Origin of the sequence: Streptomyces sp. CA-146814, from assembly GCF_050942385.1 — a bacterium.
Taxonomy (GTDB): Bacteria; Actinomycetota; Actinomycetes; order Streptomycetales; family Streptomycetaceae; genus Streptomyces.
The window spans coordinates 2,161,830-2,188,005 of the sequence record NZ_CP192068.1 but is presented as its reverse complement, the minus strand read 5'-3'; the positions used below and the strand labels follow the sequence as shown (position 1 = coordinate 2,188,005).

19 protein-coding genes are annotated in these 26,176 nt (G+C 71.4%); 18 read left to right on the top strand and 1 reads right to left on the bottom strand.

The window, feature by feature from the left end; translation table 11 throughout:
* Positions 1–264: 264 nt before the first annotated feature.
* The 7 genes from ACQP09_RS09745 to ACQP09_RS09715 all read left to right on the top strand — a co-directional run bounded on the left by ACQP09_RS09745 (position 265) and on the right by ACQP09_RS09715 (position 10,473).
* On the top strand, positions 265–1,383 hold the full coding sequence (locus ACQP09_RS09745) for a DegT/DnrJ/EryC1/StrS family aminotransferase (protein ID WP_433397622.1): 1,119 nt from the start codon (positions 265–267) through the stop codon (positions 1,381–1,383).
* Positions 1,380–2,399, top strand: a complete 1,020-nt coding sequence (locus ACQP09_RS09740; RefSeq protein ID WP_433397620.1) for a Gfo/Idh/MocA family protein — start codon at positions 1,380–1,382, stop codon at positions 2,397–2,399. Before ACQP09_RS09745 ends, ACQP09_RS09740 begins: the two co-directional genes overlap by 4 nt.
* The gene (locus ACQP09_RS09735) at positions 2,389–3,969 is read left to right on the top strand and encodes a glycosyltransferase (protein WP_433397618.1); all 1,581 of its coding nucleotides are present in this window, start codon (positions 2,389–2,391) and stop codon (positions 3,967–3,969) included. The genes ACQP09_RS09740 and ACQP09_RS09735 overlap by 11 nt, the downstream gene beginning before the upstream one ends.
* On the top strand, positions 3,966–5,594 hold the full coding sequence (locus tag ACQP09_RS09730) for a glycosyltransferase family 2 protein (protein WP_433397616.1): 1,629 nt from the start codon (positions 3,966–3,968) through the stop codon (positions 5,592–5,594). The genes ACQP09_RS09735 and ACQP09_RS09730 overlap by 4 nt, the downstream gene beginning before the upstream one ends.
* The gene (locus ACQP09_RS09725) at positions 5,591–6,877 is read left to right on the top strand and encodes a nucleotide sugar dehydrogenase (RefSeq protein WP_433397614.1); all 1,287 of its coding nucleotides are present in this window, start codon (positions 5,591–5,593) and stop codon (positions 6,875–6,877) included. Before ACQP09_RS09730 ends, ACQP09_RS09725 begins: the two co-directional genes overlap by 4 nt.
* A gap of 135 nt (positions 6,878–7,012) precedes the next feature.
* Positions 7,013–8,341, top strand: coding sequence for a glycosyl transferase (locus ACQP09_RS09720; protein ID WP_433397612.1), 1,329 nt, complete (start codon positions 7,013–7,015; stop codon positions 8,339–8,341).
* Positions 8,338–10,473, top strand: coding sequence for a glycosyltransferase (locus ACQP09_RS09715; protein WP_433397610.1), 2,136 nt, complete (start codon positions 8,338–8,340; stop codon positions 10,471–10,473). Before ACQP09_RS09720 ends, ACQP09_RS09715 begins: the two co-directional genes overlap by 4 nt.
* A 44-nt stretch (positions 10,474–10,517) precedes the next feature.
* Here the strand turns inward: ACQP09_RS09715 and ACQP09_RS09710 are convergent, their stop codons facing one another.
* The gene (locus tag ACQP09_RS09710; RefSeq protein ID WP_433397608.1) at positions 10,518–11,120 is read right to left on the bottom strand and encodes an acyltransferase; all 603 of its coding nucleotides are present in this window, start codon (positions 11,118–11,120) and stop codon (positions 10,518–10,520) included.
* A gap of 294 nt (positions 11,121–11,414) precedes the next feature.
* Here ACQP09_RS09710 and rplU point away from each other — a divergent pair, with 294 nt between their 5' ends.
* From rplU to ACQP09_RS09655, 11 genes are all read left to right on the top strand, one after another.
* Positions 11,415–11,735 carry a 50S ribosomal protein L21 gene (rplU, locus tag ACQP09_RS09705; protein WP_003969204.1) on the top strand — a complete coding sequence of 107 codons (321 nt, stop codon included), beginning with the start codon at positions 11,415–11,417 and terminating at the stop codon, positions 11,733–11,735.
* 14 nt (positions 11,736–11,749) lie between these two features.
* Entirely contained in the window at positions 11,750–12,007 is a 258-nt protein-coding gene (gene rpmA / locus ACQP09_RS09700) for a 50S ribosomal protein L27 (RefSeq protein ID WP_015608479.1), read from the top strand.
* 144 nt (positions 12,008–12,151) lie between these two features.
* Entirely contained in the window at positions 12,152–13,588 is a 1,437-nt protein-coding gene (gene obgE, locus ACQP09_RS09695) for a GTPase ObgE (RefSeq protein ID WP_433397605.1), read from the top strand.
* Between the two features lie 339 nt (positions 13,589–13,927).
* Entirely contained in the window at positions 13,928–15,427 is a 1,500-nt protein-coding gene (locus tag ACQP09_RS09690; RefSeq protein ID WP_433397603.1) for an SDR family NAD(P)-dependent oxidoreductase, read from the top strand.
* A 226-nt stretch (positions 15,428–15,653) separates the two neighbouring features.
* On the top strand, positions 15,654–17,786 hold the full coding sequence (locus tag ACQP09_RS09685) for a hypothetical protein (protein WP_433397601.1): 2,133 nt from the start codon (positions 15,654–15,656) through the stop codon (positions 17,784–17,786).
* Positions 17,787–17,946: 160 nt separating this feature from the next.
* Positions 17,947–19,188, top strand: coding sequence for a glycosyltransferase family 2 protein (locus tag ACQP09_RS09680; RefSeq protein WP_433397599.1), 1,242 nt, complete (start codon positions 17,947–17,949; stop codon positions 19,186–19,188).
* A gap of 175 nt (positions 19,189–19,363) precedes the next feature.
* The gene (locus ACQP09_RS09675; RefSeq protein ID WP_433397597.1) at positions 19,364–22,126 is read left to right on the top strand and encodes a CDP-glycerol glycerophosphotransferase family protein; all 2,763 of its coding nucleotides are present in this window, start codon (positions 19,364–19,366) and stop codon (positions 22,124–22,126) included.
* 215 nt (positions 22,127–22,341) lie between these two features.
* Positions 22,342–23,460, top strand: coding sequence for a glutamate 5-kinase (gene proB, locus ACQP09_RS09670; protein WP_433406535.1), 1,119 nt, complete (start codon positions 22,342–22,344; stop codon positions 23,458–23,460).
* A gap of 127 nt (positions 23,461–23,587) precedes the next feature.
* Entirely contained in the window at positions 23,588–24,079 is a 492-nt protein-coding gene (locus ACQP09_RS09665) for a hypothetical protein (protein WP_433397596.1), read from the top strand.
* 95 nt (positions 24,080–24,174) lie between these two features.
* Positions 24,175–25,458, top strand: a complete 1,284-nt coding sequence (locus ACQP09_RS09660; protein ID WP_433397594.1) for a glutamate-5-semialdehyde dehydrogenase — start codon at positions 24,175–24,177, stop codon at positions 25,456–25,458.
* 115 nt (positions 25,459–25,573) lie between these two features.
* On the top strand, positions 25,574–26,131 hold the full coding sequence (locus tag ACQP09_RS09655) for a hypothetical protein (RefSeq protein WP_432149214.1): 558 nt from the start codon (positions 25,574–25,576) through the stop codon (positions 26,129–26,131).
* Positions 26,132–26,176: the final 45 nt, after the last annotated feature.

Below are 26,176 nucleotides of genomic sequence, written 5' to 3'. Positions count from 1 at the left end.
CTTTGTACCAGAACTGATGCAAAGAGAGTTAACGTCGCCGAAATGGGTTGTGAAATCCCTGATAATGTGATGACGACTGTTGGACTGTCAGAGTTCTTCGCAGAAACTACAATTGGTGACCGGCCCGGTGACCCATCAGACCGGACCTGATTCCCCCGGGAGGGCGTCGGCGTCACGCCGACGGGGTTTCGCGCGGCTGTGCACGGTGTCCGCAATCCAGAATTCTGCCGGTAACGAGCTCTTGCGGTGTCAAGGAGGACGTCCATGACGAGCATCAACGAGCAGCCGATTCCCGCTGCCCGTCCCGTCATCGGGGAAGACGAGATCGAGGCCGCCGTACGCGTACTGCGCAGCGGCCGGGTCGTGCAGGGGCCCGAGGTCGCGGCCTTCGAGGAGGGCTTCTCCCGCCTGGTCGACGGACGGCACTGCGTCGCCGTCAACTCGGGCACCTCGGCTCTCCAGTTGCTGCTCCTGGCCCTCGGGATCGGCCCCGGCGACGAGGTGATCGTCCCCTCGTTCTCCTTCGCGGCCTCCGCCAACGCGGTCCGCCTGACCGGCGCCGACGTGGTCTTCGCCGACATCGAGCCGGGCAGTTTCGGCCTCGACCCGGCGGCCGTCGAAGCCGCGGTCACCCCGCGCACCGCCGCGATCATGCCGGTCCACCTCTACGGCCACCCGGCCGCGATGGACAAGCTCATGCCGATCGCCGAGAAGCACCGCCTCGCCGTGGTCGAGGACGCCTGCCAGGCCCACGCGGCGGCGCTGAACGGCACACCGGTCGGCGCGTTCGGCGCGGGCGGCACCTTCAGCTTCTACCCCACCAAGAACATGCACGCGCTCGAAGGCGGCATGGTCACCACGGCCGACGCCGGACTGGCCCGTACGCTGCGCCTCCTGCGCAACCAGGGCATGGAGCAGCGGTACGCCAACGAGATCGTCGGCGCCAACATGCGGATGACCGACGTCTCCGCCGCCATCGGCCGCGTCCAGCTCGCCAAGGTCGAGGAGTGGACCGAGCAGCGCCGCGCCAACGCCGCGTACCTGGACGCCCACATCACCGCCCCGGCCGTCACCGCACCGCCGGTGGCCGAAGGCGCCCGGCACGTCTACCACCAGTACACCGTGCGGATCCGCGGCGACCGGGACGCCGCGATGGCGAGGCTCACCGAGGCGGGCGTCGGCAACGCGGTCTACTACCCGACGCCGATCCACCGCCTCAAGCCCTACTGGGAGCCGGACCAGAAGGCGGGCCGGATCTGGGAGCTGCCGCAGACCGAGAAGGCCGCGGCCGAGGTCGTCTCGCTGCCCGTCCACCCCTCGCTCACCCGGAACGACCTGGAGCGCATCGTGGCCGCCGTGAACTCGCTGGGGGAGAATCTGTGACCGCCGTTCTGAAGGCCGGGCTCATCGGCCTCGGCTCCATGGGCCGCAACCACGCCCGGATCCTCGCCGGCCTGGAGGGCGTCGAGCTGGCCGGTGTCGTCGAGCCGATGGGCGACCGGAACGGCTGGGCGCAGGGCGCGCCCGTCCTGTCCACCGTCGACGAGCTCCTCGCCCGCGGTATCGACTACGCCGTCGTCGCCTGCCCCACCGGCCTGCACGAGAAGGTCGGCCTCCAGCTCGCCGACGCCGGTGTCTGCGCCCTGATCGAGAAGCCGCTCGCGGACAGCGTCGAAGGCGCCCGGCGCCTCGTCGAGGCGTTCGAGGCCCGTGACCTGGTCGCGGGCGTCGGCCACATCGAGCGGTGCAACCCGGCCCTGCTCTCGCTCCGCGCCCGCCTGGAGGCCGGTGAGCTCGGCGACGTCTACCAGGTCGTCACCCGCCGCCAGGGCCCCTTCCCGCACCGGATCGCCGACGTCGGCGTGGTCAAGGACCTCGCCACGCACGACATCGACCTGACGGGCTGGGTCACCGGCCAGGCGTACACGTCGATCGCCGCGCACACCGTCTCCAAGTCGGGCCGCCCGCACGAGGACATGGTCTCCGCCGTCGGCCAGCTCTCCGACGGCACGATGGTCAACCACCTGGTCAACTGGCTGAGCCCGCTCAAGGAGCGGTTCACCTCGGTCACGGGCGAGCGCGGCTGTTTCATCGCCGACACCCTCACCGCCGACCTCACCTTCCACTCCAACGCCGCGGTCGCCACCGAGTGGGAGGCGCTGCGCGCCTTCCGCGGCGTCTCCGAGGGCGACATGATCCGTTACGCCATCCCCAAGCGCGAGCCCCTGCTTGTCGAGCACGAACTCTTCCGCGACGCTGTGCGCGGGGAGTCCGCGGATGTCTGCACCCTGCGGCAGGGGCTCCTCACCGTCGAGGTGGCCGAAGCCGTGCTGGAGTCCGCCACGACCCGCACCACCGTTACTCTCACGGCCCCGGACCGGACGGAACATGGCACCTGAACTCCCCTCGTACCCAGACCTCGCCGCACTGCCCCGCAAGGGTTCACGCGGTCGTATCGTCATGCTCGTCGACAACAGCGTGCACGGCGACTCCCGTGTGCAGAAGCAGGCCGGCTCGGCGGCCGCGGCCGGCTGGGACGTCATCCTGCTCGGCAAGTTCTCCGGCAAGGAGGAGGAGACGGCCTGGCAGCTCGGTGAGGCCGAGGTCCGCCTCCTCGGCGTCAAGGCCAAGATGTCGACCCGCCCCAAGGACCTGCGCGGCGCACCGATCCGCCGCCCGCTGGCCTACCCCTCCGAGCGCGTGGCCGAGTTCCGTACGCAGCAGGTCAAGGCCTGGCGCGCGGACCTCCGGGTCCGTGGCGCCGCGCTGAGGACCGGCGAGGACCGCTCCGTCCTCGGCTCCACCGGCGGTCAGGTGTGGCTCGCGGCGCGCAGGGGCGCGGCCAAGGCCACCAGCCGCTGGGTGAAGCTGCGCTCGCGCCACACCAGGAAGCTCCGCGGCCTGCGCAGGACCCGCTCCGCCGCCGTGGACAAGGCGGCCACCGCCTTCTGGCTGAAGACGATGGGCGACCGCGCGTGGCGACGGCTCGACCCCAGCGTCTGGGACTTCGAACTGAGTTACGGGCCCGTCATCGACGTGCTCCAGCCGGACATCATCCACGCCAACGACTTCCGGATGCTCGGCGTCGGCTCCCGCGCCAAGCTCCGCGCCCGCGCGGCCGGCCGGAAGGTCTCCCTCGTCTGGGACGCCCACGAGTACCTGCCCGGCGTGCGCTCCTGGGTCAACCAGCGGAAGCTCCCGGCGATGGTGGCGTACGAACGCGAGCACGCCAAGTACGCCGACGCGGTGGTCACCGTCTCCGGCGGCCTGGCCGACCTGCTGCAGAAGACCCACAAGCTGCCCGAGCGCCCGGACGTGGTGCTCAACGCGCCGGAGGCCGCCGAGGCCTCCCGATTCACCGCTCTGCCCGTCCCCGACCTGCGCGCTCTCTGCGGCATCGGCCCGGATGTGCCGCTGCTGGTCTACAGCGGCCTCGCCGCCCGCCAGCGCGGCCTGGACGTCATGGTCGACGGCCTCCCGGAGCTGCCCGGCGCCCATGTCGCGTTCGTGGCCAGCCACCCCGAGCTGCCGTACATCCGTGCGCTGATGAAGCGGGCCGAGGAGCTCGGCGTCCAGGACCGGGTGCACGCCATGTCCTACGTGCCGCACTGGCAGGTCGTCTCGTTCCTGTCGACCGCCGATGTCGGCGTCATCCCGATCCACCACTGGCCGAACCACGAGATCGCGCTGATCACCAAGTTCTTCGAGTACTCGCACGCCCGGCTGCCGCTGGTGGTCAGCGATGTGAAGACGATGGCCGAGATGACCCGCCAGACCGGTCAGGGCGAGGTCTTCGAGGCGGAGAACGTCACGGACTACGTCCGCGCCGTCCGGGCCGTGCTCGACGCGCCCAAGCGCTACACCGCCGCCTACGAGGTCGAAGGCCGGCTGGACGAGTGGACCTGGGAAGCCCAGGCCGACGTTCTCGACGGGGTCTACACCCGACTGATGCGAGGTACGGCGAGATGACCGGAACACCCGACGTCAGTGTGGTCGTCGCCGTCTACAACACCATGCCGTACCTCACCGAATGCCTGAACTCCCTGGTGGGGCAGACCATCGGCGAGGACCGGCTGGAAGTCATCGCGGTGGACGACGGATCCACCGACGACAGCGGCCGCGAGCTGGACCGTTTCGCGGAGAAGTACCCGGACGTCTTCACCGTGGTCCACCAGCCCAACTCCGGCGGACCCGCGGCCCCGAGCAACCGGGCCCTGGAGCTGGCCACCGGCCGGTACGTCTACTTCATCGGCTCCGACGACTACCTCGGCGAAGAGGCGCTGGAGCGGATGGTCGCCTGCGCCGACGCCAACGAGTCCGACGTGGTCGTCGGCAAGATGGTCGGCACCAACGGGCGCTACGTCCACCAGAAGCTGTTCTCCGGCAACCGGATAGATGTCAGCCTCTACGACTCGGCGCTGCCCTTCACCCTCGCCAACACCAAGCTCTTCCGCCGCGAACTGGTGGAGAAGCACGGGCTGCGGTTCCCCGAGGACCTGCCCGTCGGCAGCGACCAGCCGTTCACCATAGAGGCGTGCGTCAAGGCCCGCAGGATCTCGGTCCTCGCGGACTACACGTACTACTACGCGGTCAAGCGCGGCGACGCGAGCAACATCACCTACCGCGCCGACCACCTGGCCCGCCTCCGGTGCACGGCGCGCATCATGGACCACACCGCCGGACTCATCGAGGCCGGACCGCAGCGCGACGCCGTCCTCAAGCGGCACTTCGAGTGGGAGCTGTCCAAGCTCATGCTCGACGACTTCCCGGCGCTCCCTCTGGAGACTCGGAAGGAGATCTGCGACGGACTGGCCGCTCTCCAGGACACCTACTTCACCGACACCCTGCGCGACGCGACCGGCGTGAAGAGACGGGTCCGCCTCGGCCTCGCCCAGCGCGGCGCCGTGGCGGAGCTCACCCGGGCCATCGCGGACGAGGCGGAGCACGGCGCTCCGCCCTTCCTGCTGGAAGGAGGCCGCGCCTACGCCCCCTACCCCGGCTTCCGGGACGCCGCGATCGGCCTCGACGACCGGTGGTACGAGGCGCGCGAGTCGGTCGCCGGCCGGCTCGCGGACGGTACGAAGCTGCTGTCGGCCGCCTGGGAGCAGGACGGGTCGGACCTCACCCTCGCCCTGAAGCTGCGGATCGGCCTCACCGGCGACACCCCGCCCGCCTTCGTCGCCCTCGCCCACGGTGCCCTGCCCAAGAGCGCAGGCAAGCCCGGCGGCCGCAGACTGCCCAAGGACGCCCAGCGTCCGGAGGCGGTCGGCGAGTTCACCCAGGAGCCCGCCGAGGACGGCACCGGCACCCTGCTGACCGCCCGCATCCCCGTCGACCTGGTCCACGCCAAGCGCGGCGTCCGCCTCTACGTCGACGTCGCGGGCACCCCGTACGAGATCGCGGTCCGCACCGGCGGCCTGCCGATGCCGCTGGCCCGCCGGGTGGGGACGACCACGCCCTACCGGGTCTCGGCCAACCCGAACGCCAAGGGGCGGCTCGTCATCACGACGGCCCTGCTGTGGGAACCGAAGCCCCCGCTGCGCCCCCGGCTGCGCCGACTGCTGTCCAGGCTGAAGAGGAAAGTGTCCCGATGAACATCTGTGTAGTCGCGCTCGGCAAGATCGGGCTCCCGCTCGCCGTGCAGTTCGCCGCCAAGGGCCACCGGGTCATCGGCGCGGACGCCAACGAGAAGGTCGTCGAGCTGGTCAACGCGGCCACCGAGCCCTTCCCCGGCGAGTACGACCTCGGTGCCAAGCTCAAGGAGACGGTCGGCGCCGGCCTGCTCTCCGCGACGACGGACACCACCGCCGCGGTCGCCGCGTCCGACGCCGTCGTGGTCGTCGTCCCGCTCTTCGTGGACGCCGAGGGCACGCCGGACTTCGGCTGGATGGACGCCGCCACCAAGGCCATCGCGGCGGGCCTGAAGCCCGGCACCCTGGTCAGCTACGAGACCACGCTGCCCGTCGGCACCACCCGTACGCGCTGGGCGCCGATGCTGGCCGAGGGCTCCGGCCTCACGCCGGGCGACGACTTCCACCTGGTCTTCTCGCCGGAGCGGGTGCTGACCGGCCGGATCTTCGCCGACCTGCGCCGTTACCCCAAGCTCGTCGGCGGCATCGACGAGGCGTCCGCCGCGGCCGGCGTGGCGTTCTACGAGGCCGTCCTCGACTTCGACCAGCGCGAGGACCTGCCCCGCCCCAACGGCGTCTGGGACCTCGGCACGGCGGAGGCCTCCGAGCTGGCGAAGCTCGCCGAGACCACCTACCGGGACGTCAACATCGGCCTGGCCAACCAGTTCGCCCGCTTCGCCGACCGGAACGACATCGACGTCAAGAAGGTCATCGAGGCCTGCAACAGCCAGCCCTACAGCCACATCCACCAGCCCGGCATCGCCGTCGGCGGCCACTGCATCCCGATCTACCCGCGGATGTACCTGTGGAACGACCCCGAGGCCACCGTCGTCCGCGCGGCCCGCGAGGCGAACGTCGCCATGCCCTCGTACGCCGTCGACCTGCTGGCCGCCGCCTACGGCGACCTGGACGGCGTCGGGGTCCTGGTGCTGGGCGCCGCCTACCGCGGCGGCGTCAAGGAGACCGCGTTCTCCGGCGTCTTCGGGGTGGTGGAGGCCCTGAAGGTGCGCGGCGCGGTGCCGTTCGTCTCGGACCCGCTGTACACCCCCGAGGAGCTGACCGCGCTCGGTCTCGTCCCGCACGACAGCCACCAGGCCGTCACCGCGGCGATCCTCCAGGCCGACCACGCCGAGTACCGCGAGCTCGCCGCCGCCGACCTGCCGGACGTCCGCGTCCTGGTCGACGGCCGTCGTACGACGGACCCGGAGAAGTGGGCCGGCGTACGACGCGTGGTGATCGGCGGCTGACCCTCCGTAGACGGCGGGGGCAGGGGTGAAGGCCTGCCGTGCTAGCGTTTTTATGTGCCTAACACCCCTGCTCCGCACCATGTGATTTACCTGGCGATCGGGTTTCCTCCCGCTGCGAAGAGCTGCGCCTACCGTATGCGTGAAACGGCCAACCAATTCGTCTCGCAAGGCTGGGACGTCACGGTGGTGACCATTGCCGACGAGTCCTGGGAGCGGGACTTCGGCCTCGACCACACACTCTCCGAGCCGGTCGATCCGCGCGTACGCGTCGTGAAGCTTCCGCTGGTGCGCGAGGACCTGGAAACCGATATCCGGAAGTTCTCCGAGGACCGCGCACTCCGGCCCACGCAGTGGGCCGCCGCTTACCGCAAGAAAGGGATGAAGGATTTCCCCGAGCCGATCTACGGCGGCTGGAAGGCCGACCTGGAACGGGCGGTCGAGCGCATTCACCGGAACAGGCCCGCCGACCTCGTCCTCGCGACCTGCGTGCCGTACGTGAACATGGCCGCGGCCCTGCACCTCTGGGAGACACGGAAGGTCCCGTACGCGATCGACTTCCGGGACGGCTGGTCCGTCGACGTCATCGAGGGCGGCGAGGCGTTCACCGCCGACTCGCCCTCCGGCGTGTGGGAGCGCAAGGTGCTCAGCAACGCGCTCTCCCTGTGGCTGGTGAACGACCCGATCGCCGAGTGGTACCGCGAGCGCCACCCCGATCTGGCCGACCGCGTCCACGTCGTGCGCAACGGATACGACGAGGACAGCGTCCCGGCCCGGACCCGCACTCCCGACCCCGAGGCCGGCCTGACCTTCGGCCACCTCGGTGTGGTGACCTCACCGCCCCGCATCCTCCAGGCCGTTCTCGACGGCTGGCGTCTCGCCCGCGAACGGGACCCGCTCGTCGCCCGTTCCCGGCTGGAGATCCGCGGCCAGATCGGCTCCGGAGCCACCCGCGAGGCCAACGCCCATATAGAGATGATCCGTCAGGCGCACGCCCGTGGCGAAGAGGTGAGCTTCGGAGGGCCGGCGCCCAAGGCCGAGGTGCCGGACATCTTCGCGGGCTGGGACGTCCTGCTGATGATGATCATGGGCGGGAAGTACATGACCTCCGGCAAGGTGTACGAGTACGCCGCGACCGGCCTGCCGGTCATGTCCGCGCACGCGGTGGAGCACGACGCGACCACCGTGATGACCGGCCATCCGCTCTGGACCGGAGCCACCGGCTTCGACGAGGAGGCGCTGGCCGCCGGCTACTCCCGTGCGGCGAAGCTCGCCGTGGAGGCGGGCGAGGAGGACCGGGCGGCGGCCAGGCTCCACGCGGCGCGGTACGCGCGAGCGGCCCAACTGGGCCCCGCCGTCCGCCGTCTCATCCGCCAGGCCGTCCCGGGCAGCCCCGACGGCGACCAGGGCTCCGGGACGGCGCCCACGGCCCCCGGCACCCATGAGGTGGAGGACCTCTCCGTATGACGCACGTACTTCTGATCGCCGGAACACGGCCGCAGGCCGCGGTCCTCAAGGCGTCGCTGGAGAAGTTCCGCGCGGCGGGCGCCACCGTCGAACTGGCGGGCCTCTTCGCACCGGACGACATCGACCCCGGTCTCGAACTGGCCGGACTGCGCTCCCTCAAGGAGGCGGCTGCCGGGCGCGGCCGGACGTTCGAGAAGCGCGTGGCCAAGCTCTCCGCCCCGCGCCGCGTCTGGGCCTCGGCCGAAGGCGACCGGCAGGTGCGCGGTTCGGGCCGCCGGGCCCACGTCCTGGTCGCCCTGGACGCCTCCGCCGTCTACACGGTGTGGCGGCTGGCCCAGGTGAACCGCCGGGCCCACGCGGTCTTCGGCATCGCGCCCGCGCTCAAGGCCGTCGAGGACCGCCGCGAGCGCCCGGTGCACTACGCGCTGCGGGCCGTCACCCGGAGCGTGCCGACCCCGGCCGGCGCCGCCCGCTCCACCAAGCGCGGCGTCCGGCGCGTGGCCGGCGGTGTGCTGCGCCGCGCCTCGTCCCCGGCCGTCCTGCGCACATCGCTCGGCGCCAAGTCGTGGCGCGGGGCGGTGGTCGCGCCCAAGGTGCCGGACCGGCTGCGGGCCGAGCTGGCCCGGCGCGTCAGCCTGAGCATGGCCGAAGGCGGCCGCAAGGCCGGCGCCACCCTGGTGCTGCGGGACGCCGCCCGGCTCACCTCCGACCGGGAGCTCCGCGCGGATCTGCTCGCCGAGGCCGCCCGCGCGGACCTGGAGCGCGGGCACGACGACGCGGCGCTGCGCCGGTCCGCGTACGAGGCGGCGCTCACGATCGCGGACCGGCACCACGCGAAGGGCGAGGCGAAGAAGGCCGCGGCCTCGCTCTCCTCGGCCTTCACCCTCGCCTTCCCGCGCGCCGTCCACTTCGACTCGCTCACCTCGCCGCTGGCCGAGGACCCGGCCGGCTATCTGGCGCCGTTCCGCGCGAGCACGGCGTTCCAGGCGCTGACCGCGCCGCGCGGCCGTGCGCTGCCCGCCGCCGCCCCGCCCACCGGCCGGCCGCTGCGGCTGCTGGTCACGACGTACTCCAACGCCAACTTCCTGCAGTCGATCCGCGACCGGTACGCCGACCACCCGGGCGTCGAGATCCGCTTCCTGGAGGTCAAGGAGGACGACACGCTGCGGCCGCTCGCGCGCGGCGCCCAGCGGATGATGGAGTACGCGCTCGGCGGCGCGGCCCCCCTCGGGGAGCAGGCCGAGGAGGCGCTCCGGCCCCATCTGGACTGGGCGGACACGGTGTTCGTCGACTGGTGCACCAACGCCGCGGCCCTGTTCACGCTGGTCGACCCGGGCACCACGCGGATCGTCGTACGGCTGCACAGCTACGAGGCGTTCACCCTCTGGCCGCACCTGGTGGACCTGGACCGGGTCGACGACCTGGTCTTCGTCGGGGACCACCTGCGCGACCTGGTCGTCGACTGCCTGCCGCGCCTGCGGGAGCCGGACGCGCCGGCGCTGCACGTCATCGCCAACGCCATGGACCTGGAGCGGTTCCAGCGCGGGAAGAGCGGCGCCGGCGTCCGCTTCACCGTCGGGCTGATCGGTGCGGGCGTCGTCGCCAAGGACCCGCGCTGGGCCGTCGAGGTGCTGCGGCTGCTGCGGGAGCGGGACGAGCGCTACCGGCTGGTCGTCATCGGCAACGGCCTGGACCGCAAGGCCAGCGCCGCCGCCCGCGCCTACGACGACCTGCTCCGGCGGGACCTGGCCGAGCTGGAGCCCGGCGGAGCGGTTCAGCTGCTGGGCCGTACGGAGGACGTGCCGGGCGCGCTCACCGAGGTCGGCGTGATCCTGAGCAGCTCGGTGCGCGAGAGCTTCCACTGCGGGCTGGTCGAAGGGGCCGCCAGCGGGGCGCTGCCGGTCGTCCGCGACTGGCCGTTCTTCGCGGGCAAGGAGCACGGCGCCCGCACGCTCTTCCCCGCCGACTGGGTGGTCGCCTCACCGAAGGAGGCCGCCGACCGCATCCTCGCGCTGACGGCCACCGAGGAGACCTGGCGCGAGGCGGCGGCCGGGGCGGCCAAGCACTCGCTGACCACCTGGGACTGGTCGGTGATCAGCCCCGGCTTCGACCGGCTGCTGCTGGAAGGCTGAGAGGCAGGTCTCAGGAAGCGGGCCCGTCAACCTTCTCCGAGGGGTTACGCGGCCCGCTCCCTGAGGACCCCGTCCTCCTCCTCGTACACCGCCCCGCCCTGCGGGCACTCCCACACGCCCGGCTCACCCTCGCGCGCCACCAGGCGCACACCGCTGCGGCCCACCCAGCCGATCCGCCGCGCCGGTACGCCGACGACCAGCGCGAAGTCCGGGACGTCCTTGGTCACCACGGCGCCCGCCGCGACCATGGCCCACCGGCCGATCCGCACCGGCGCGACACAGACGGACCGCGCACCGAGCGACGCGCCCTCGGCGACCTTGACGCCCACGGCCTCCCAGTCGCCGCCGCGCTTCTGCTTGCCGTCGGGGTCCACCGAGCGCGGGTACTGGTCGTTGGTGAGGACCACCGCCGGGCCGACGAAGACGCCGTCGCCGAGTTCGGCGGGCTCGTAGACGAGGGCGAAGTTCTGCAGCTTGACGTTGTCGCCGATGCGTACGCCGCTGCCGACGTAGGCGCCACGTCCGACGACACAGCCCTCGCCGAGCTTCGCGCCCTCACGGATCTGCGCCAGCTCCCAGATGCTGCTGCCCGCGCCGATCTCGGCACTCTCGTCGACCTGGGCGGTGGGCTGGACCCTGTAGTTCACGGTGTGTGCCTTCCGGAGAGCTGACTGGCCCGGAAAGCATAGGTGCGCCCGCGGTTCCGGAGGGGCCGCAGCGGGGCCGCCACCCCGGTTTGACCCCCCACGCCCCGGCCCCGTAACCTTGACCCTCGGTGTGTTTACTTGACGCGCCTACCCCTGAGCACATCCCTCCCGGTAACGGTCGGTGTTCGCGCCGTCCGCCAGGAGAGGCCGCTCATCCTTCCGGATCGTCCCGGGCCCCGGCCCGTGCGAGCGGCTGGCATCAGGGGATCCGTTCCGAGCGAGAGAGAGATCCGCGTGTACGCCATCGTGCGCAGCGGTGGTCGCCAGCACAAGGTTGCTGTCGGCGACATCGTTGAGGTTGACAAGATTTCCACTGCCAAGGTTGGCGACACGGTCGAGCTCTCGACCCTGCTCGTTGTCGACGGTGACGCGGTCACCAGCGACCCGTGGGTGCTCGACGGCATCAAGGTCACGGCTGAGATCGTGGACCACCACAAGGGCGCGAAGATCGACATCCTTCGCTACAAGAACAAGACCGGCTACCGCCGTCGCCAGGGTCACCGCCAGCAGTACACGGCGATCAAGGTCACCGGTATCCCCGCGGCTGCGAAGTAAGGGACTGAGAACACATGGCACACAAGAAGGGCGCATCGTCCACTCGGAACGGGCGCGATTCCAATGCTCAGCGGCTCGGCGTGAAGCGCTTCGGCGGTCAGGCCGTCAACGCCGGTGAGATCCTGGTCCGCCAGCGTGGCACCCACTTCCACCCGGGCACGGGCGTCGGCCGTGGCGGCGACGACACGCTGTTCGCGCTGACCGCCGGTGCGGTGGAGTTCGGTACGCACCGTGGCCGCAAGGTCGTGAACATCGTTCCGCTCGCCGTCTGATCCTTCTGACGCGCGCGTAACGGCACACAGCACCTTCCGAGGGCGGATCTCAGCTTTCCCGGCAACCGGGGAAGCGGGTCCGCCCTCGGCGTGTTACGACAGAGACAATTCCGTATTTACCTGCTGTACCTGGAGGCACCCACCATGACCACCTTCGTGGACCGCGTCGAGCTGCATGCCGCCGCGGGTAACGGAGGCCACGGCTGCGCCTCCGTACACCGGGAGAAGTTCAAGCCGCTGGGCGGCCCCGACGGGGGCAACGGCGGACGCGGCGGCGATGTGATCCTCGTCGTCGAGCAGGCCGTGACCACGCTGCTGGACTACCACCACAGCCCGCACCGCAAGGCCACCAACGGCCAGCCCGGCGCCGGTGACAACCGCTCCGGCAAGGACGGCCAGGACCTGGTCCTGCCCGTGCCCGACGGCACCGTCGTCCTCGACAAGGCCGGCAACGTGCTCGCCGACCTCGTCGGCCAGGGCACCACCTTCGTCGCCGGCCAGGGCGGCCGTGGCGGCCTCGGCAACGCGGCGCTCGCCTCCGCCCGCCGCAAGGCGCCCGGCTTCGCGCTGCTCGGTGAGCCGGGGGAGAGCCGGGACATCGTCCTGGAGCTCAAGACCGTCGCCGACGTGGCCCTCGTGGGATACCCGAGCGCCGGCAAGTCCTCGCTGATCTCGGTGCTCTCCGCCGCCAAGCCGAAGATCGCGGACTACCCCTTCACCACGCTCGTCCCGAACCTCGGCGTCGTCACCGCCGGTTCGACCGTCTACACCATCGCCGACGTCCCGGGCCTCATCCCCGGCGCCAGCCAGGGCAAGGGCCTCGGCCTGGAGTTCCTGCGCCACGTCGAGCGCTGCTCGGTCCTCGTGCACGTCCTGGACACCGCCACGCTGGAGTCCGACCGCGACCCCGTCTCCGACCTCGACATCATCGAGGAGGAACTGCGCCAGTACGGCGGCCTGGAGAACCGGCCCCGCATCGTCGCCCTCAACAAGGTCGACATCCCCGACGGCCAGGACCTCGCCGACATGATCCGCCCCGACCTGGAGGCCCGCGGCTACCAGGTCTTCGAGGTCTCCGCCATCGCGCACAAGGGCCTCAAGGAGCTGAGCTTCGCGCTCGCCGGGATCATCGCCGAGGCGCGTGCCGCCAAGCCGAAGGAGGAGGCGACCCGCATCGTCATCCGCCCCAAGGCCGTCGACGACGCGGGCTTCACCGTCACCCTGGACGACGAGGGCATCTACCGCGTGCGCGGCGAGAAGCCCGAGCGCTGGGTGCGCCAGACCGACTTCAACAACGACGAGGCCGTCGGCTACCTCGCGGACCGGCTCAACCGCCTCGGTGTCGAGGACGCCCTGATGAAGACGGGCGCCCGGGCCGGCGACGGCGTGGCGATCGGCCCCGAGGAGAACGCGGTCGTCTTCGACTGGGAGCCGACCGTGAGCGCCGGAGCCGAGATGCTCGGCCGCCGTGGCGAGGACCACCGCCTGGAGGAGCAGCGCCCCGCCGCGCAGCGCCGCCGGGACCGCGATGCGGAGCGTGACGACGCGGAGAAGGAGTACGACGAGTTCGACCCCTTCTAGGAAGCTCGCGCCTACTCATGGGCACACCGCTTCCACGACCGGACGGTCCGGTTCCGTATGGAGCCGGGCCGTCCGGTAGTCTCCGGCCAGGTATCGGGCGGTCCGGCCGCTCCCGGCGGCCGCCCCGAACCGGGCGCAAGAGTCGCAGATGTGCAGATTATGCAACATCTCTGTGGGTCGAATCACTTCCGTACCGGCCCCGCACCGTCCAACCTTCCTGGCCAGAGGGTGAACTGCCGGTTTCCGCGGGACGGGCGCCGGACGGCGTCCGCCTTGCGAGACGGTCACGGAGAGTGCGAGCATCGCGCTGTTCCCCCGTCATAGCAAGGTAGGTCGTCTGTGTCTGAGCCGCACGAAGCCAAGCCCCGGACCACAGCGGTCGTCCTCGCCGGTGGTACGGGACAGCGCGTGGGACTGTCGATCCCCAAGCAGCTGCTGAAGATCGCCGGCAAGGCGGTCATCGAGCACACGCTGGCCATCTTCGAGAACGCCGAGGACATCGACGACGTCGTCGTGCTGATGGCGCCCGGCTTCGTGCCGGACGTCGAGAAGATCGTCGCGAGGGCCGGACTGACCAAGGTCACCCGGATCATCGAGGGCGGCTCCACCCGCAACGAGACCACCGAGCGTGCCATCGCGGCCCTCGGCGAGGGGCTGGCCGAGGGCGAGGACCGCAACGTCCTCTTCCACGACGCGGTGCGCCCCCTGCTGTCACAGCGGGTGATCAGGGACTGCGTCGACGCCCTCGACCGCTACCAGGCCGTCGACGTCGCCATCCCCTCCGCGGACACGATCATCGTGACCCGCACCCACGGCGAGGACGGGGAGTTCATCACCGAGGTCCCCGACCGCTCCCGGCTGCGCCGCGGCCAGACCCCGCAGGCGTTCAAGCTCTCCACGATCCGCAAGGCGTACCGGATCGCGGCCGGGGACCCCAACTTCCAGGCCACCGACGACTGTTCGGTGGTCCTCAAGTACCTCCCCGACGTACCGATCCACGTGGTCGCGGGCGACGAGTACAACATGAAGGTCACCCAGCCGGTCGACGTCTTCATCACGGACAAGCTCTTCCAGCTCGCCTCCACCGCCGCTCCGCGCCAGGCCGGCGAGGACGCCTACCGGGAGCTGCTCTCCGGCAAGACCCTCGTCGTCTTCGGCGGTTCGTACGGGATCGGCGCCGACATCGCGCGGCTGGCCGAGAGCTACGGCGCGACCGTCTACGCGCTGGGCCGCTCCACCACCGGTACGCACGTGGAGAACCCGGTCCACATCGACGAGGCGCTCGCCAAGGCGTACGCCGAGACCGGCCGCATCGACCACGTCATCAACACGGCCGGAGTCCTGCGCATCGGCAAGCTGGCCGAGACGGACAACGCGACGATCCAGGAAGCGCTGAACGTCAACTACCTGGCCCCCGTCCAGATCGCGCGCGCCTCCTACAAGTACCTCGTCCAGACCCGGGGCCAGCTGCTGCTCTACACCTCCAGCAGCTACACCCGCGGCCGCGCCGAGTACAGCCTCTACTCCTCCACCAAGGCCGCGATGGTCAACCTGACCCAGGCGCTCGCCGACGAGTGGGCGGGCGAGGGGATCCGGGTCAACTGCGTCAACCCGGAGCGGACCGCGACGCCGATGCGCACCCGGGCCTTCGGCCAGGAACCGGTGGGCTCGCTGCTCTCCTCGGAGGCCGTGGCGCGCACCTCGCTGGACGTGCTGCTCTCCACGATGACCGGTCATGTCATCGACGTACGGCAGCAGGACCCGACGGCCGAGGCCTCCGCCTCCTCCGGGTTCGAGCAGGCGCTGGCGTATGCGCTGGACCGTCAAGGGGATGTGTAATAATTCTTGACCATTGTGTGTATACGGGCCTCTGTCATCGCTTAGCGCGACGACAGAGGCCCGTGTTCGTGCAGTCATATCCTCACACTTTCCCCGTGCGTGAATCCGACCGGCACCCCCCTGGAGCAGGTTCTTCGTGATTTCGACAGCTATTCGCCTGGCCCGTGTGGGCAGCAGGTCAGAGCTCACGGCAGCATTGCTGCTCGGGCTCGGGTACCCCTGCGTCATGCTGGCGGCGCTCCTTCCGAACATCTGGTTCTTCGCGGCGGCCGCAGCTGTCACCTATGCCGCGGACTGGTATCTGCACCAGCGGGGGAGCTATCTGATCAACCGGCTCGGCAAGGTCCGGGCCGGACTGTCCATCCGCTTCCTGGTGCGCGAGCTGATGCTCGTCCTGCTGCTGGCCCGGCTCGGCCTCGCCGAGGAGCCGCTGTTCTACACGGCGGTCGCCTGCTTCCTGATCTTCTACGGCCTCCAGGCCCCGCACGGCGCGGTGGCGACCCTGATCCGGCTGCGCCGCACGATGCCGGTCGTCACGCGCAACGTGGACCTCAACGCCGTACGCATCCCCGACGCCCCGCCGGGTGCGCTGCTGCGCCGCGCGGGGGAGAAGGTGCTGCACCTCGACATCCCGGCGATGGCCGGCATCCTGATCGCCGCCGGGACCGGTGAGGACGCCGTCGGCTACGCCGGTGCCGCGCTCTCCCTGCTGCTGGCCTTCGCTTACGTCGCCGCGCTCCTGCCGTACTTGCGGCGCGGCCGGCTCGTGCCGTCGGCCGCCGCCGTGCTCAAGGCCGTCGACACCTGGCTGCGCGAGTACCAGCCGACCGTGGTCCTCTACTTCTCCGGCTCCAACGAGTCCGCCTACCAGGGCAACATGTGGCTGGAGACCATGGCCCGGGTCGAGGGCCGGCCGCTGATCATCATGCGGGAGCGCGGTCTGGTGACGCAGCTGGCCGAGACCTCCGTCCCGGTGCTCTGCGTCCCGGCGGGCACGCATCTGATGAACCTGGACCTCTCCACCGTCCGCGTCTGCCTGTACCCGGCCAACGTCGGCAAGAACATCCACATCCTGCGTGTGCCGACCATGAAGCACGTCTTCATCGGTCACGGCGACAGCGACAAGCTCGCCAGCGTCAACCCGTACTCCAAGGTGTACGACGAGGTCTGGACGGCCGGCCGGGCCGGCCGCGACCGCTACGCGCTGGCCGACGTCGGGATCCGGGACGAGGACATCGTCGAGGTCGGCCGCCCGCAGCTGGAGCCCATCAAGAGCTGGACGGGTACGGTCCGCAACCCCATCCCGACCGTGCTGTACGCCCCCACCTGGGAGGGCTGGGACGACAACTCCGGCAACACCTCCCTGCTCCTGGCGGGCGAGAACATCGTGCGCCGGCTGCTCGCCGCCGACGACCCGGTCCGGATCATCTACAAGCCGCACCCCTTCACCGGCATCCGCAGCCGCACGGCCAGGGCCGTCGACGCGAAGATCCGCGCGATGCTGGGGAAGGCGGCCGCCGAGCGCGCCGCGGAGCCCCGCTGGACCGCGGAGGCCGAGCGGTCGGCCGCCGACCGGAGCGCGGCCCAGGCCGAGCTGGTACGGATCGAGGCGCGCCTCGCGGAGCTCGCGGCCGTGGGCCGCGCCGACGGGGACGAGGCCGAGGAGTCCCGGGTCTCGCTCGCCGACCCCGTCCGCGAGGCCGAGGTGGCGCAGCTGCGGGCCGCGTGGAACGACGCCTACTGGCGCTCCTTCGGCTGGTGGGAGCACCGTACGGTGGTGGGCCCGCAGCCCAGGCTGTACGACTGCTTCAACGAGTCCGACGCGATGGTCTCCGACATCTCCAGCGTGGTCTCCGACTTCATCGCGAGCGGCAAGCCGTACGCGGTCACCGACTCGGCGGCGCTGGGGGCCGAGGAGTTCAAGCGGCAGAACACCGCCGTACGGGCCGGGGTCATCCTGTCCAACAGCGCCGAGGAGCTCGACGAGCTGCTGGCCGCTGTCGCGGACCCGGCGGCCGACGGGCTGGCCGGTGCGCGCCGCGAGCTGAAGACGTACCTCCTGGGTCCGGACGAGCCGACCTCCATGGAGCAGTTCAACGCCGCCGTACGGGCGCTGGCCGCCAAGGCCGAGGCGCGCAACGCCGGTGTCGCCCAGCGCCTCGGCGACCAGCCCATCGCCGTCCCGGACCGTGAGGCGGCCCCCGACGGGGTCGCCACGACCGAGGCCGAGGCCGGTGCCGTGGCGGACCCGGGTGCGCTGGCCGTCTCCGGAGGGGCCGTCACCGGTGTGGCCCCGGAGACCGCGGTGGAGGCGGCGGCGGAGACCGCGGTCGTCGAGGGGACCTCGCCGGCGCGCTGAGCCGCGCATCCGATCGGACTGTCCGAAGAACACGCAACCTCCGCAGCGGCCCGTACGTCTCCCAGGGGGAGGAGATGTACGGGTCGTTCGGCGTGCCGGTACGGAGAAGGCGCATAGCCGGGCAAATCGTCCTTTTTCGTGATGAAATCGACGGGTGCATATGGCCGACATGCCCAGGACGAACCACGAGCCCGATGTCAGTGTGATCGTCGGAGCGTATGAAGCGATGCCCTATCTGGTCCGCTGTCTGGAGTCCGTGGAGGCGCAGACGATCGGCGCCGGGCGGATGGAGATCGTCGCGGTGGACGACGGCTCCACGGACGGCACGGGCGCCTGCCTGGAAGAGTTCGCCGCCCGGACCGCGATCCCGATGCGCGTCGTCCGGCAGGCCAACTCCGGCGGCCCCAGCGGCCCGCGCAACCTCGGCCTGAAGCTCGCCCGCGGCCGGTACGTCTTCTTCCTCGACGCCGACGACTACTTCGGCGAGGAGGCCCTGGAGCGCATGGTCGCCATGGGCGACCGGGCGGGCACGGACGTGGTGCTCGGAAAGATCGTCGGCGTCAACCGCGGGGCGGCGAAGTCGATGTGGAAAGAGACCGTCGAACGCGCCGACCTCTATGAATCCAACATCAAATTCACGCTGAGCGCGCAGAAGCTGTTCCGGCGCGACCTCCTCGTACGGCTCGGCATGAGCTTCGACGAGAACCTGAAGACGGGCGAGGACGCTCTGTTCACCATGGAGGCCTATCTGCGCGGCAACGGCGTCTCCGTCGTCGCCGACTACACCTGCTACTACCTGGTGGGCCGCGAGGACGGCAACCAGATGACCAGGAAGGGAAGCCACCGGCGCCGCTTCGACTCGGCCCGCGCGCTGATGGGGCTCATCGCCGACCTGGTGCCCGCCGGTCCGCGCAGGGACGCGCTGATGGTGCGTCCGTTCGTCATCACGCTGCTGCCCCAGTTCGGACCCGGACTGATGAATCAGTCCGACGCCGTGCGCCGCGAGAAGATGGCCCTCGCCGCCCCTCTGATGGACGCCTACTGGACCCCGGAGATCGGCCGCCGGCTCAAGGTCCACGAGCGGCTGAGGCTCACCGCGCTCGCTCGCGGACGGCTCGATCTGCTGCTCGACATCGCCGCGTTCCTGCGCGACAAGAAGGAGCCCGAGGTGGTCCGCAAGGGCGACCGGATCCTCCTCGCGTACCCGCACTTCGCCAAGGCGGGCAAGGGTTCCGCCCTTCCGGAGCGCGCCTACGAGGTGACCGTCCCCGAATGGGTCGGCGGCCGCCGGATCGAGCCGCCGCAGCCGAAACCGCGCGTCTCCTTCGCCCGCCGCGTGGTCCGCAAGGCCCGTCGTGCGGCGCTGCACGCCTGGCGCGCCCCGCGCGCGCACCGCGTCTGACCGGAGGGTGCTCCGAGGCTCCCGGGCCGCCCGCGGGGGGCCGCAGAGAGCATTTATGTGATTAGTGTCACACCGTGCCGGGGTGTAAGCATGAGCCGCTGTTGGCGTCTCAATTGCACCCCATTTTCCCGGGGTTCACCATCTGTACGTTTTCCCTCGGAAAGGCACTCCGCGCGTGGCGTCCCTCGAAGCGATCCCAGAAGAGCTCAGCCGGCTCATGAAGTACTTCCCCGAGACCCCGGCCGAGGAGCGCCCCGCCTTCCACAGCGCGGCCAAGGACTTCCTGGACCGAGCGGCCCCCAGGATCGTGCGGCAGTTCTCCCCGATGGCCCGGGTCAAGTGGCACCTGGCGGCCAGCGGACGCGGCGAGGAGCTGGCGGAGCTGCTCCACTACGAGCGGGAGAACCCGGGCGCCTTCTCCGTCAAGGGCCTGCGGCGGGCCCGGATCGAGCTGCCCGGCATCGAGAGCTCCTCGCTCCCGTCCTCGGTGCGCAACTTCAACCGCAGCGAACTCCCCGTACGCGCCAAGCTCCTGGACCTCGCCTGGGAAGGCGGCAAGCTCCTCGTCAAGGGCTACGCCTACATCCCCAACGTCCCCTCGGCCACCGGCAGACGCTCCCTGCGCGTCGCCGCACTCCGCCGCCAGGGCAGCCGCTCCGCCCTCCCGCTCCGCCTGCGCACGGTCGACGAGCCCCGCGCCACCGCCGAGGCCAAAGGCGCCCTGCACAACTACGACCGGTCCGGCTTCGAGATCGGCATCGACCCGGGCCGGCTGCGGGTGCGCGGCCGGTGGCAGCCCGGCACCTGGCGCCTGGGCATCGGCATCCCGCGCCCCGGCGGCATGTCCGTGGGCAGCGTCACCAAGAACAGCGCGGGCGCGGCCGGACACAGCCTCACCCGCGTCCTGGACGACGGCGTCCGGCTCGTCGCCGGCTTCGACCGCAACCGCCTCAAGCTCACCGTCGACGTCGTCCCCGCCGAGATCGACGCCCAGGAGTGCGACGGCGACACCCTCACGATCACCCTCCGCTCCCGCGTGACGGCCCCCGCCGCCCAGCACCCCGCCGCGCTGCGCATCGACCACGAGCCGACCGGCTTCGCCATCGACCTGCCGCTCCGGCACACCGGCACCGGCGACGACGGCTGGTTCCGCCACACCGCGGAGCTGCCCCTCGCCGCCCTCCCCGACGACGGCGTCGCCCCCGGCACCTGCCGCACGTACCGCACGCTCATCGTCTTCGCCGACGGCACCACCCGCCGCGCCACCAACGGCGAACACCTGCGCACCGGCGTCCACCCGTTGCCCGGCGGACGCGAGCTGGCGATCCGCACCGACGGCGCCGGGAACTTCACCCCGCAGCTGCGCACCGTCCAGCCGGTCGTCGACACCGTCGAGTGGAGCGCCGACGGCGAACTGGTCCTCTCCGGCACCTACACCGGCCCGGCCGAGCGGATGACGATGGTCCTGCGCCACACCGGCCGCAACGAGGACCGCCCGCTGCCCGCCGACTTCGCCGACGGCCGCTTCACCGCCCGCCTGCGCCCCGACACCATGCCGACGTACGAGGGCACCGTGCCGCTGCGCGCCGGACGGTGGATGCCACGGCTGCGCCGGCGCACCGAGTGGGACCACACCCACGACCTGCCCGTCACGCTCCGCCCCGACCTCGTCCCCGTACTGCCGCTCTCCCACCGAGGCGAGCACCGCACGTACACCGTGGACCGCGTCGACTTCGACCGGATCTTCATCGAGTCGGGACCGGTCCTCGGCCCCGAGCTGCGCGCCGCCTACCGCCAGCGCCTGATGCGCGACGTCCACACGCCCGAGCAGCGCAAGCTGCCGCTGCGCGAGGCCGTGCTCTACAACAGCTTCGGCGGCAAACAGTTCTCCGACTCGCCCCGCGCGGTCTACGAGGAGCTCAAGCGGCGCGGCACCGAGGTCGAGCACATCGCGATGGTCCACGACCAGCAGGTCGTCCTGCCGCCCGGCGTACGCGGCGTGGAGTGGGCCGGCCAGGAGTGGTACGAGGCGCTGGCGCGCAGCCGGTACGTCGTCACCAACGGCGGCATCCGCGAGTGGTTCGTCCGCCGCGAGGGCCAGGTCGTCGTCCAGACCTGGCACGGCACCCCGCTCAAGCGCATCGGCGCCGACCTCCTCGGCACCCCGAAGGCGAACCTGGCCTACATCGCGAGCCTGCCCCAACGGTCGAGCCAGTACAGCCTGTTCATCACCCCGAACGCCTTCACCACCCCGATCATGACCAACGCCTTCCGCCTCCGGTGCGAGGTGCTGGAGGCGGGCTACCCGCGCAACGACGTCTTCCACGCCCCCGACCGCGCCGAGCGCGCCGAGGCCGTACGGAAGAAGCTCTCTCTCCCCGCGGACAAGAAGGTCGTGCTGTACGCGCCGACCTGGCGCGACGACCAGCGCTACGGCGGCCGCCGCTTCAAGCTGGACAACCGCATCGACGTCGAGGCCGCGCGGCGCGAGCTCGGCGAGGACCACGTACTGCTCTACCGCAAGCACCACAAGGTCCTCGACTCCATCCCCGGCGCCGGACAGGGCTTCGTCCACGACGTCACGTACTACCCGGACATCGCCGACCTCTATCTGATCGCCGACGTGCTGATCACGGACTACTCCTCGGTGCTGTTCGACTTCGCGCACTCCGGGCGGCCGATGCTCTTCTTCACGTACGACCTGGAGCACTACCGCGACACCCTGCGCGGCTTCTACTTCGACTTCACCTCCCGTGCCCCCGGGCCGCTGATCAAGACCTCCGAGGACCTGGTCGCCGCGATCCGGAACATCGACGAGGTGAGCGAGGAGTACCAGGAGAAGTACGCGCGATTCCGGGACGACTTCTGCGAGCCCTCCGACGGCCGCGCCGCCGCCCGCGTGGTGGACCGGATGCTCGCGATCGGGGACGCCCCTTAGGACGTGTCCACCGGGCGAAACCGGCAGGCAGCGGGGGCGGCCGCTCGCGTACTGTGCTGTGCCGGGGCGGCGGGTGCGCGCCCCGCCGGACACCGGGGCGATCCAGAGCGAGGAAGCACGTGGCAGAGCAGAGGCCGTCGGACCGTACGGTGCCCAAGCACGGGCCTTCGGAGCGTACGGTGCCGGGCCGCGGGCCGTCCGGCCGGGCGGCGGCCGTGACCGGCGCCCGCAGGATCGTCGTCAAGGTCGGCTCCTCCTCGCTCACCACCGCCTCCGGCGGCCTCGACGCCGACCGGGTCGACGCGCTCGTCGACGTCCTGGCCAAGGTCAGGGACGGCGGCGAACGCGAGGTCGTCCTCGTCTCCAGCGGTGCCATCGCCGCCGGGCTGGCCCCGCTCGGCCTGGTCCGCAGGCCCAAGGACCTCGCCCGCCAGCAGGCCGCCGCCAGCGTCGGCCAAGGCCTCCTGGTGGCCCGCTACACCGCCTCCTTCGCGCGGTACGGCGTCCGCGTCGGCCAGGTGCTCCTCACCGCCGACGACACCAGCCGCCGCGCCCACTACCGCAACGCCTACAGCACCCTGGACAAGCTCCTGGAGATGGGCGCCGTCCCCGTCGTCAACGAGAACGACACCGTCGCCACCGACGAGATCCGCTTCGGCGACAACGACCGGCTCGCCGCCCTCGTCGCCCACCTCGTCCACGCCGACCTCCTGGTCCTCCTCTCCGACGTCGACGGCCTCTACGACGGCCCGCCCGGCACCCCCGGCGCCTCCCGCATCGCCGAGATCACCGGCCCCGGCGACTTGGCGGGCGTCACCATCGGCAGCGCCGGCAAGGCGGGCGTGGGCACCGGCGGCATGGTCACCAAGGTCGAGGCCGCCAACATCGCCACCGCCGCCGGCGTGCCGGTCGTCCTCACCTCCGCCAGCCGCGCCGCCGACGCGCTGGCCGGTCGCGACACCGGTACGTACTTCCACCGCACCGGCCGCCGCTCCGCCGACCGGCTCCTCTGGCTCGCCCACGCCTCCACCCCGCAGGGCGCGCTCACGCTGGACGACGGGGCCGTACGGGCCGTCGTCGAGCGCCGTACCTCGCTGCTGCCCGCCGGGATCTCCGCCGTCGAGGGCGAGTTCAGCGCCGGCGACCCGGTGGAGCTGCGCGACCTGCGCGGCACCCCGGTCGCCCGCGGACTCGTCAACTTCGACGCGAAGGAGATCCCGCAGCTCCTCGGCCGCTCCACCCGCGACCTCGCCCGTGAACTGGGACCCGCCTACGAACGTGAGGTCGTACACAGGGACGATCTCGTCGTCCTCACGCCCCGCCTCACCCCCTGAAACGGCTGAAAGTCCCGCCATCGGGCAGGGACCTTTACCAAAACCGCCCCGGACCAGGCCGTGGACTGGTCCACTTTGTAGTGGGGAAACAGGGGTCCGCACAGCAACACATCACAGGAGGCCGCCGGTGAGACGAGCGCGCCCGGGGGCGTCGCCCCGAGGCACGGGCAGCCGCGCCCTGACGAGTGTCGGAGCGGGGGCGGATCTCGACCGGAACCCGCCCCTGGGAGGCACCGCCGAACAGGAGCCGGTGACGGCGAATCAGGAGGACCGGCCGCAGTCCAAACTGTGGCACATCACCCTCAGCGTCTCGGGGACCGAGACACCGCTGGGGGAGGTGAGACGCGGCCTGGAACAGCTCGCACACGACCACCCCTTCCTGCTGACCAGCCGCTACGCAGGAGACCACGCGGAGATCCGCTACTGGGAAGAGGCCCGCGACCTGCACGACGCGGCCGCGGTCGCGCTGCGGCTCTGGGGCGAGCACCGATCCACCGCCCAGCTGCCGCCGTGGAAGATCGTCGGCCTCGAAGTCATCGACCGCGAGACCTACCACCTGCGCATCGCCGAGGGGTACGGGCCACCGCCCGCCGCCCCCGTCGGCGTGCACCCCTACTGAAAGACCCTGAGGCGAGGCGTCCGCCCCTCGGGTCGGCCGTCTCGCATCACGGGATACGTGCCGTATGCCCGCAGAGCGCGCATTACTCTGCGGGCATGACCACGCTCTCGCCCTACGACAACCTCTCCCCGGTCGCGCAGACCGCCTACCGGGCCCGCGCCGCCGCCGCCGATATCGCGCCACTTCCGCGCGCGGCCAAGGACGACGCGCTGCTGGCCATCGCCGACGCCCTGGAAGTGCGGACGGCCGAGATCGTCGAGGCCAACGCGCAGGACGTCGAGAAGGCCCGCGAGGCCGGCACGGGCGAGGGCATCATTGACCGGCTCACCCTCACCCCGGAGCGCATCCGCGCCATCGCCGCCGACGTACGGGACGTGGCGGCGCTGCCCGACCCGGTCGGCGAGGTGGTGCGCGGCTCCACGCTGCCCAACGGCATCGACCTCCGCCAGGTCCGCGTCCCGCTCGGCGTGGTCGGCATCATCTACGAGGCCCGCCCCAACGTCACCGTGGACGCCGCCGCCCTCTGCCTGAAGTCCGGCAACGCGGTCCTGCTGCGCGGCTCCTCCTCCGCGTACGCCTCCAACACGGCCCTGGTCCGGGTCCTGCGCGACGCGGTCGGCGGCTCGGGCCTCCCGGCCGACGCGGTACAGCTCGTCCCGGGCGAGAGCCGCGACTCGGTACGGGAGCTGATGCGCGCCCGCGGCCTCGTCGACGTCCTCATCCCGCGCGGCGGCGCCTCCCTGATCCGTACGGTCGTCGAGGAGTCCACGGTCCCCGTCATCGAGACCGGCACCGGCAACTGCCACGTCTACGTCGACGCCGAGACGGACCTGTCGATGGCCGTCGACATCCTGATCAACTCCAAGGCCCAGCGCCCCAGCGTCTGCAACGCCGCCGAGACCCTCCTCGTCCACAAGGACGTCGCCGACGCCTTCCTGCCGCTCGCCCTGGACGCGCTGGCCGAGGCCGGAGTCACCGTCCACGGCGACGAGCAGGTCCTCGCCCACGCCGAGTCCACCAAGGCCACCGTGGTCGCGGCGACGACGGAGGACTGGGAGACCGAGTACCTCTCGTACGACATCGCGGCGGCCGTCGTGGACTCGCTGGACGCGGCCGTGTCGCACATCCGCCTCTGGTCCTCCGGCCACACCGAGGCGATCGTGACCACCTCGCAGGCGGCCGCCCGCCGCTTCACCCAGCTGGTCGACTCGACCACGGTCGCCGTCAACGCCTCCACCCGCTTCACGGACGGCGGGCAGTTCGGCTTCGGCGCCGAGATCGGCATCTCCACCCAGAAGCTGCACGCCCGCGGCCCGATGGGGCTGCCGGAGCTGACCTCGACGAAGTACATCGTCACCGGCGACGGCCACACCCGGTAGCCCCGGCGGCCTGACGCGTGCGGGGCATGGCCCGTCCGCATGTTCCCCCTCCCGCCGGCCCGGCGACTTTCCGGAGCGCCTGCCCAAAACGTCCCGGCACGGCTACGCTGAGTCCGTGCCGGACGACGTGGGGGGCAAGCCGTTCCAGGACGGCTGGGAGCCCGACGACGACCGCGGGGGCGCGGACAAGGACTTCGCCTCCGTGGTGTTCGACGAGGACTTCGTCCGGGCCGCCACCGTCCATGAACCCACCGCCGTGGAGCGGCTCCTGGCCGCCGCCGAGGCCCGCGCGCAGGCCGAAGCCGCCCGGACCCGCCGCAGTCGCCGCCCCACGGACGGCGAATACGGCTCGTACGGCCGCTCCAGGGCCCACCACGACCCGCAGGACCTCGACTACGACCCCGACGACGACGCCGGTCCAGGCTCCTACGGGCCGGGCGGCTACCGGGGCGCCGCCCGCTGGCACCGCCCGGTCGCCTGGCTGCTGGCCCTGGTGATGGGCGTCGGTATGGTCGCCCTCGCCTTCTCCGCCGTCTACCGGGGCACCTCGGCGAACCGCCAGGACCCGGTGCCGCCGCCCGCGACCAGCGGGGTGGACCAGCCGGGCGCCATTCCGCCGGCCGCCGTGGAGCACGCGCGCCCGACGGTCTCCGCCACGCCCCACGCCCCCTGAGCGGCCCAGCGTCGGGTAACTGCCCGTCCATCACCCGTACGGCGG

What these genes read in the sequence shown, in the direction of transcription:
- ACQP09_RS09745 (WP_433397622.1), top strand. Translation starts at nt 265, where the DNA reads ATGACGAGCATCAACGAGCAGCCGATTCCCGCTGCCCGTCCCGTCATC.
- ACQP09_RS09735 (WP_433397618.1), top strand. Translation starts at nt 2,389, where the DNA reads ATGGCACCTGAACTCCCCTCGTACCCAGACCTCGCCGCACTGCCCCGC.
- ACQP09_RS09730 (WP_433397616.1), top strand. Translation starts at nt 3,966, where the DNA reads ATGACCGGAACACCCGACGTCAGTGTGGTCGTCGCCGTCTACAACACC.
- ACQP09_RS09725 (WP_433397614.1), top strand. Translation starts at nt 5,591, where the DNA reads ATGAACATCTGTGTAGTCGCGCTCGGCAAGATCGGGCTCCCGCTCGCC.
- ACQP09_RS09720 (WP_433397612.1), top strand. Translation starts at nt 7,013, where the DNA reads ATGCGTGAAACGGCCAACCAATTCGTCTCGCAAGGCTGGGACGTCACG.
- ACQP09_RS09715 (WP_433397610.1), top strand. Translation starts at nt 8,338, where the DNA reads ATGACGCACGTACTTCTGATCGCCGGAACACGGCCGCAGGCCGCGGTC.
- rpmA (WP_015608479.1), top strand. Translation starts at nt 11,750, where the DNA reads ATGGCACACAAGAAGGGCGCATCGTCCACTCGGAACGGGCGCGATTCC.
- obgE (WP_433397605.1), top strand. Translation starts at nt 12,152, where the DNA reads ATGACCACCTTCGTGGACCGCGTCGAGCTGCATGCCGCCGCGGGTAAC.
- ACQP09_RS09685 (WP_433397601.1), top strand. Translation starts at nt 15,654, where the DNA reads ATGCTGGCGGCGCTCCTTCCGAACATCTGGTTCTTCGCGGCGGCCGCA.
- ACQP09_RS09680 (WP_433397599.1), top strand. Translation starts at nt 17,947, where the DNA reads ATGGCCGACATGCCCAGGACGAACCACGAGCCCGATGTCAGTGTGATC.
- ACQP09_RS09660 (WP_433397594.1), top strand. Translation starts at nt 24,175, where the DNA reads ATGACCACGCTCTCGCCCTACGACAACCTCTCCCCGGTCGCGCAGACC.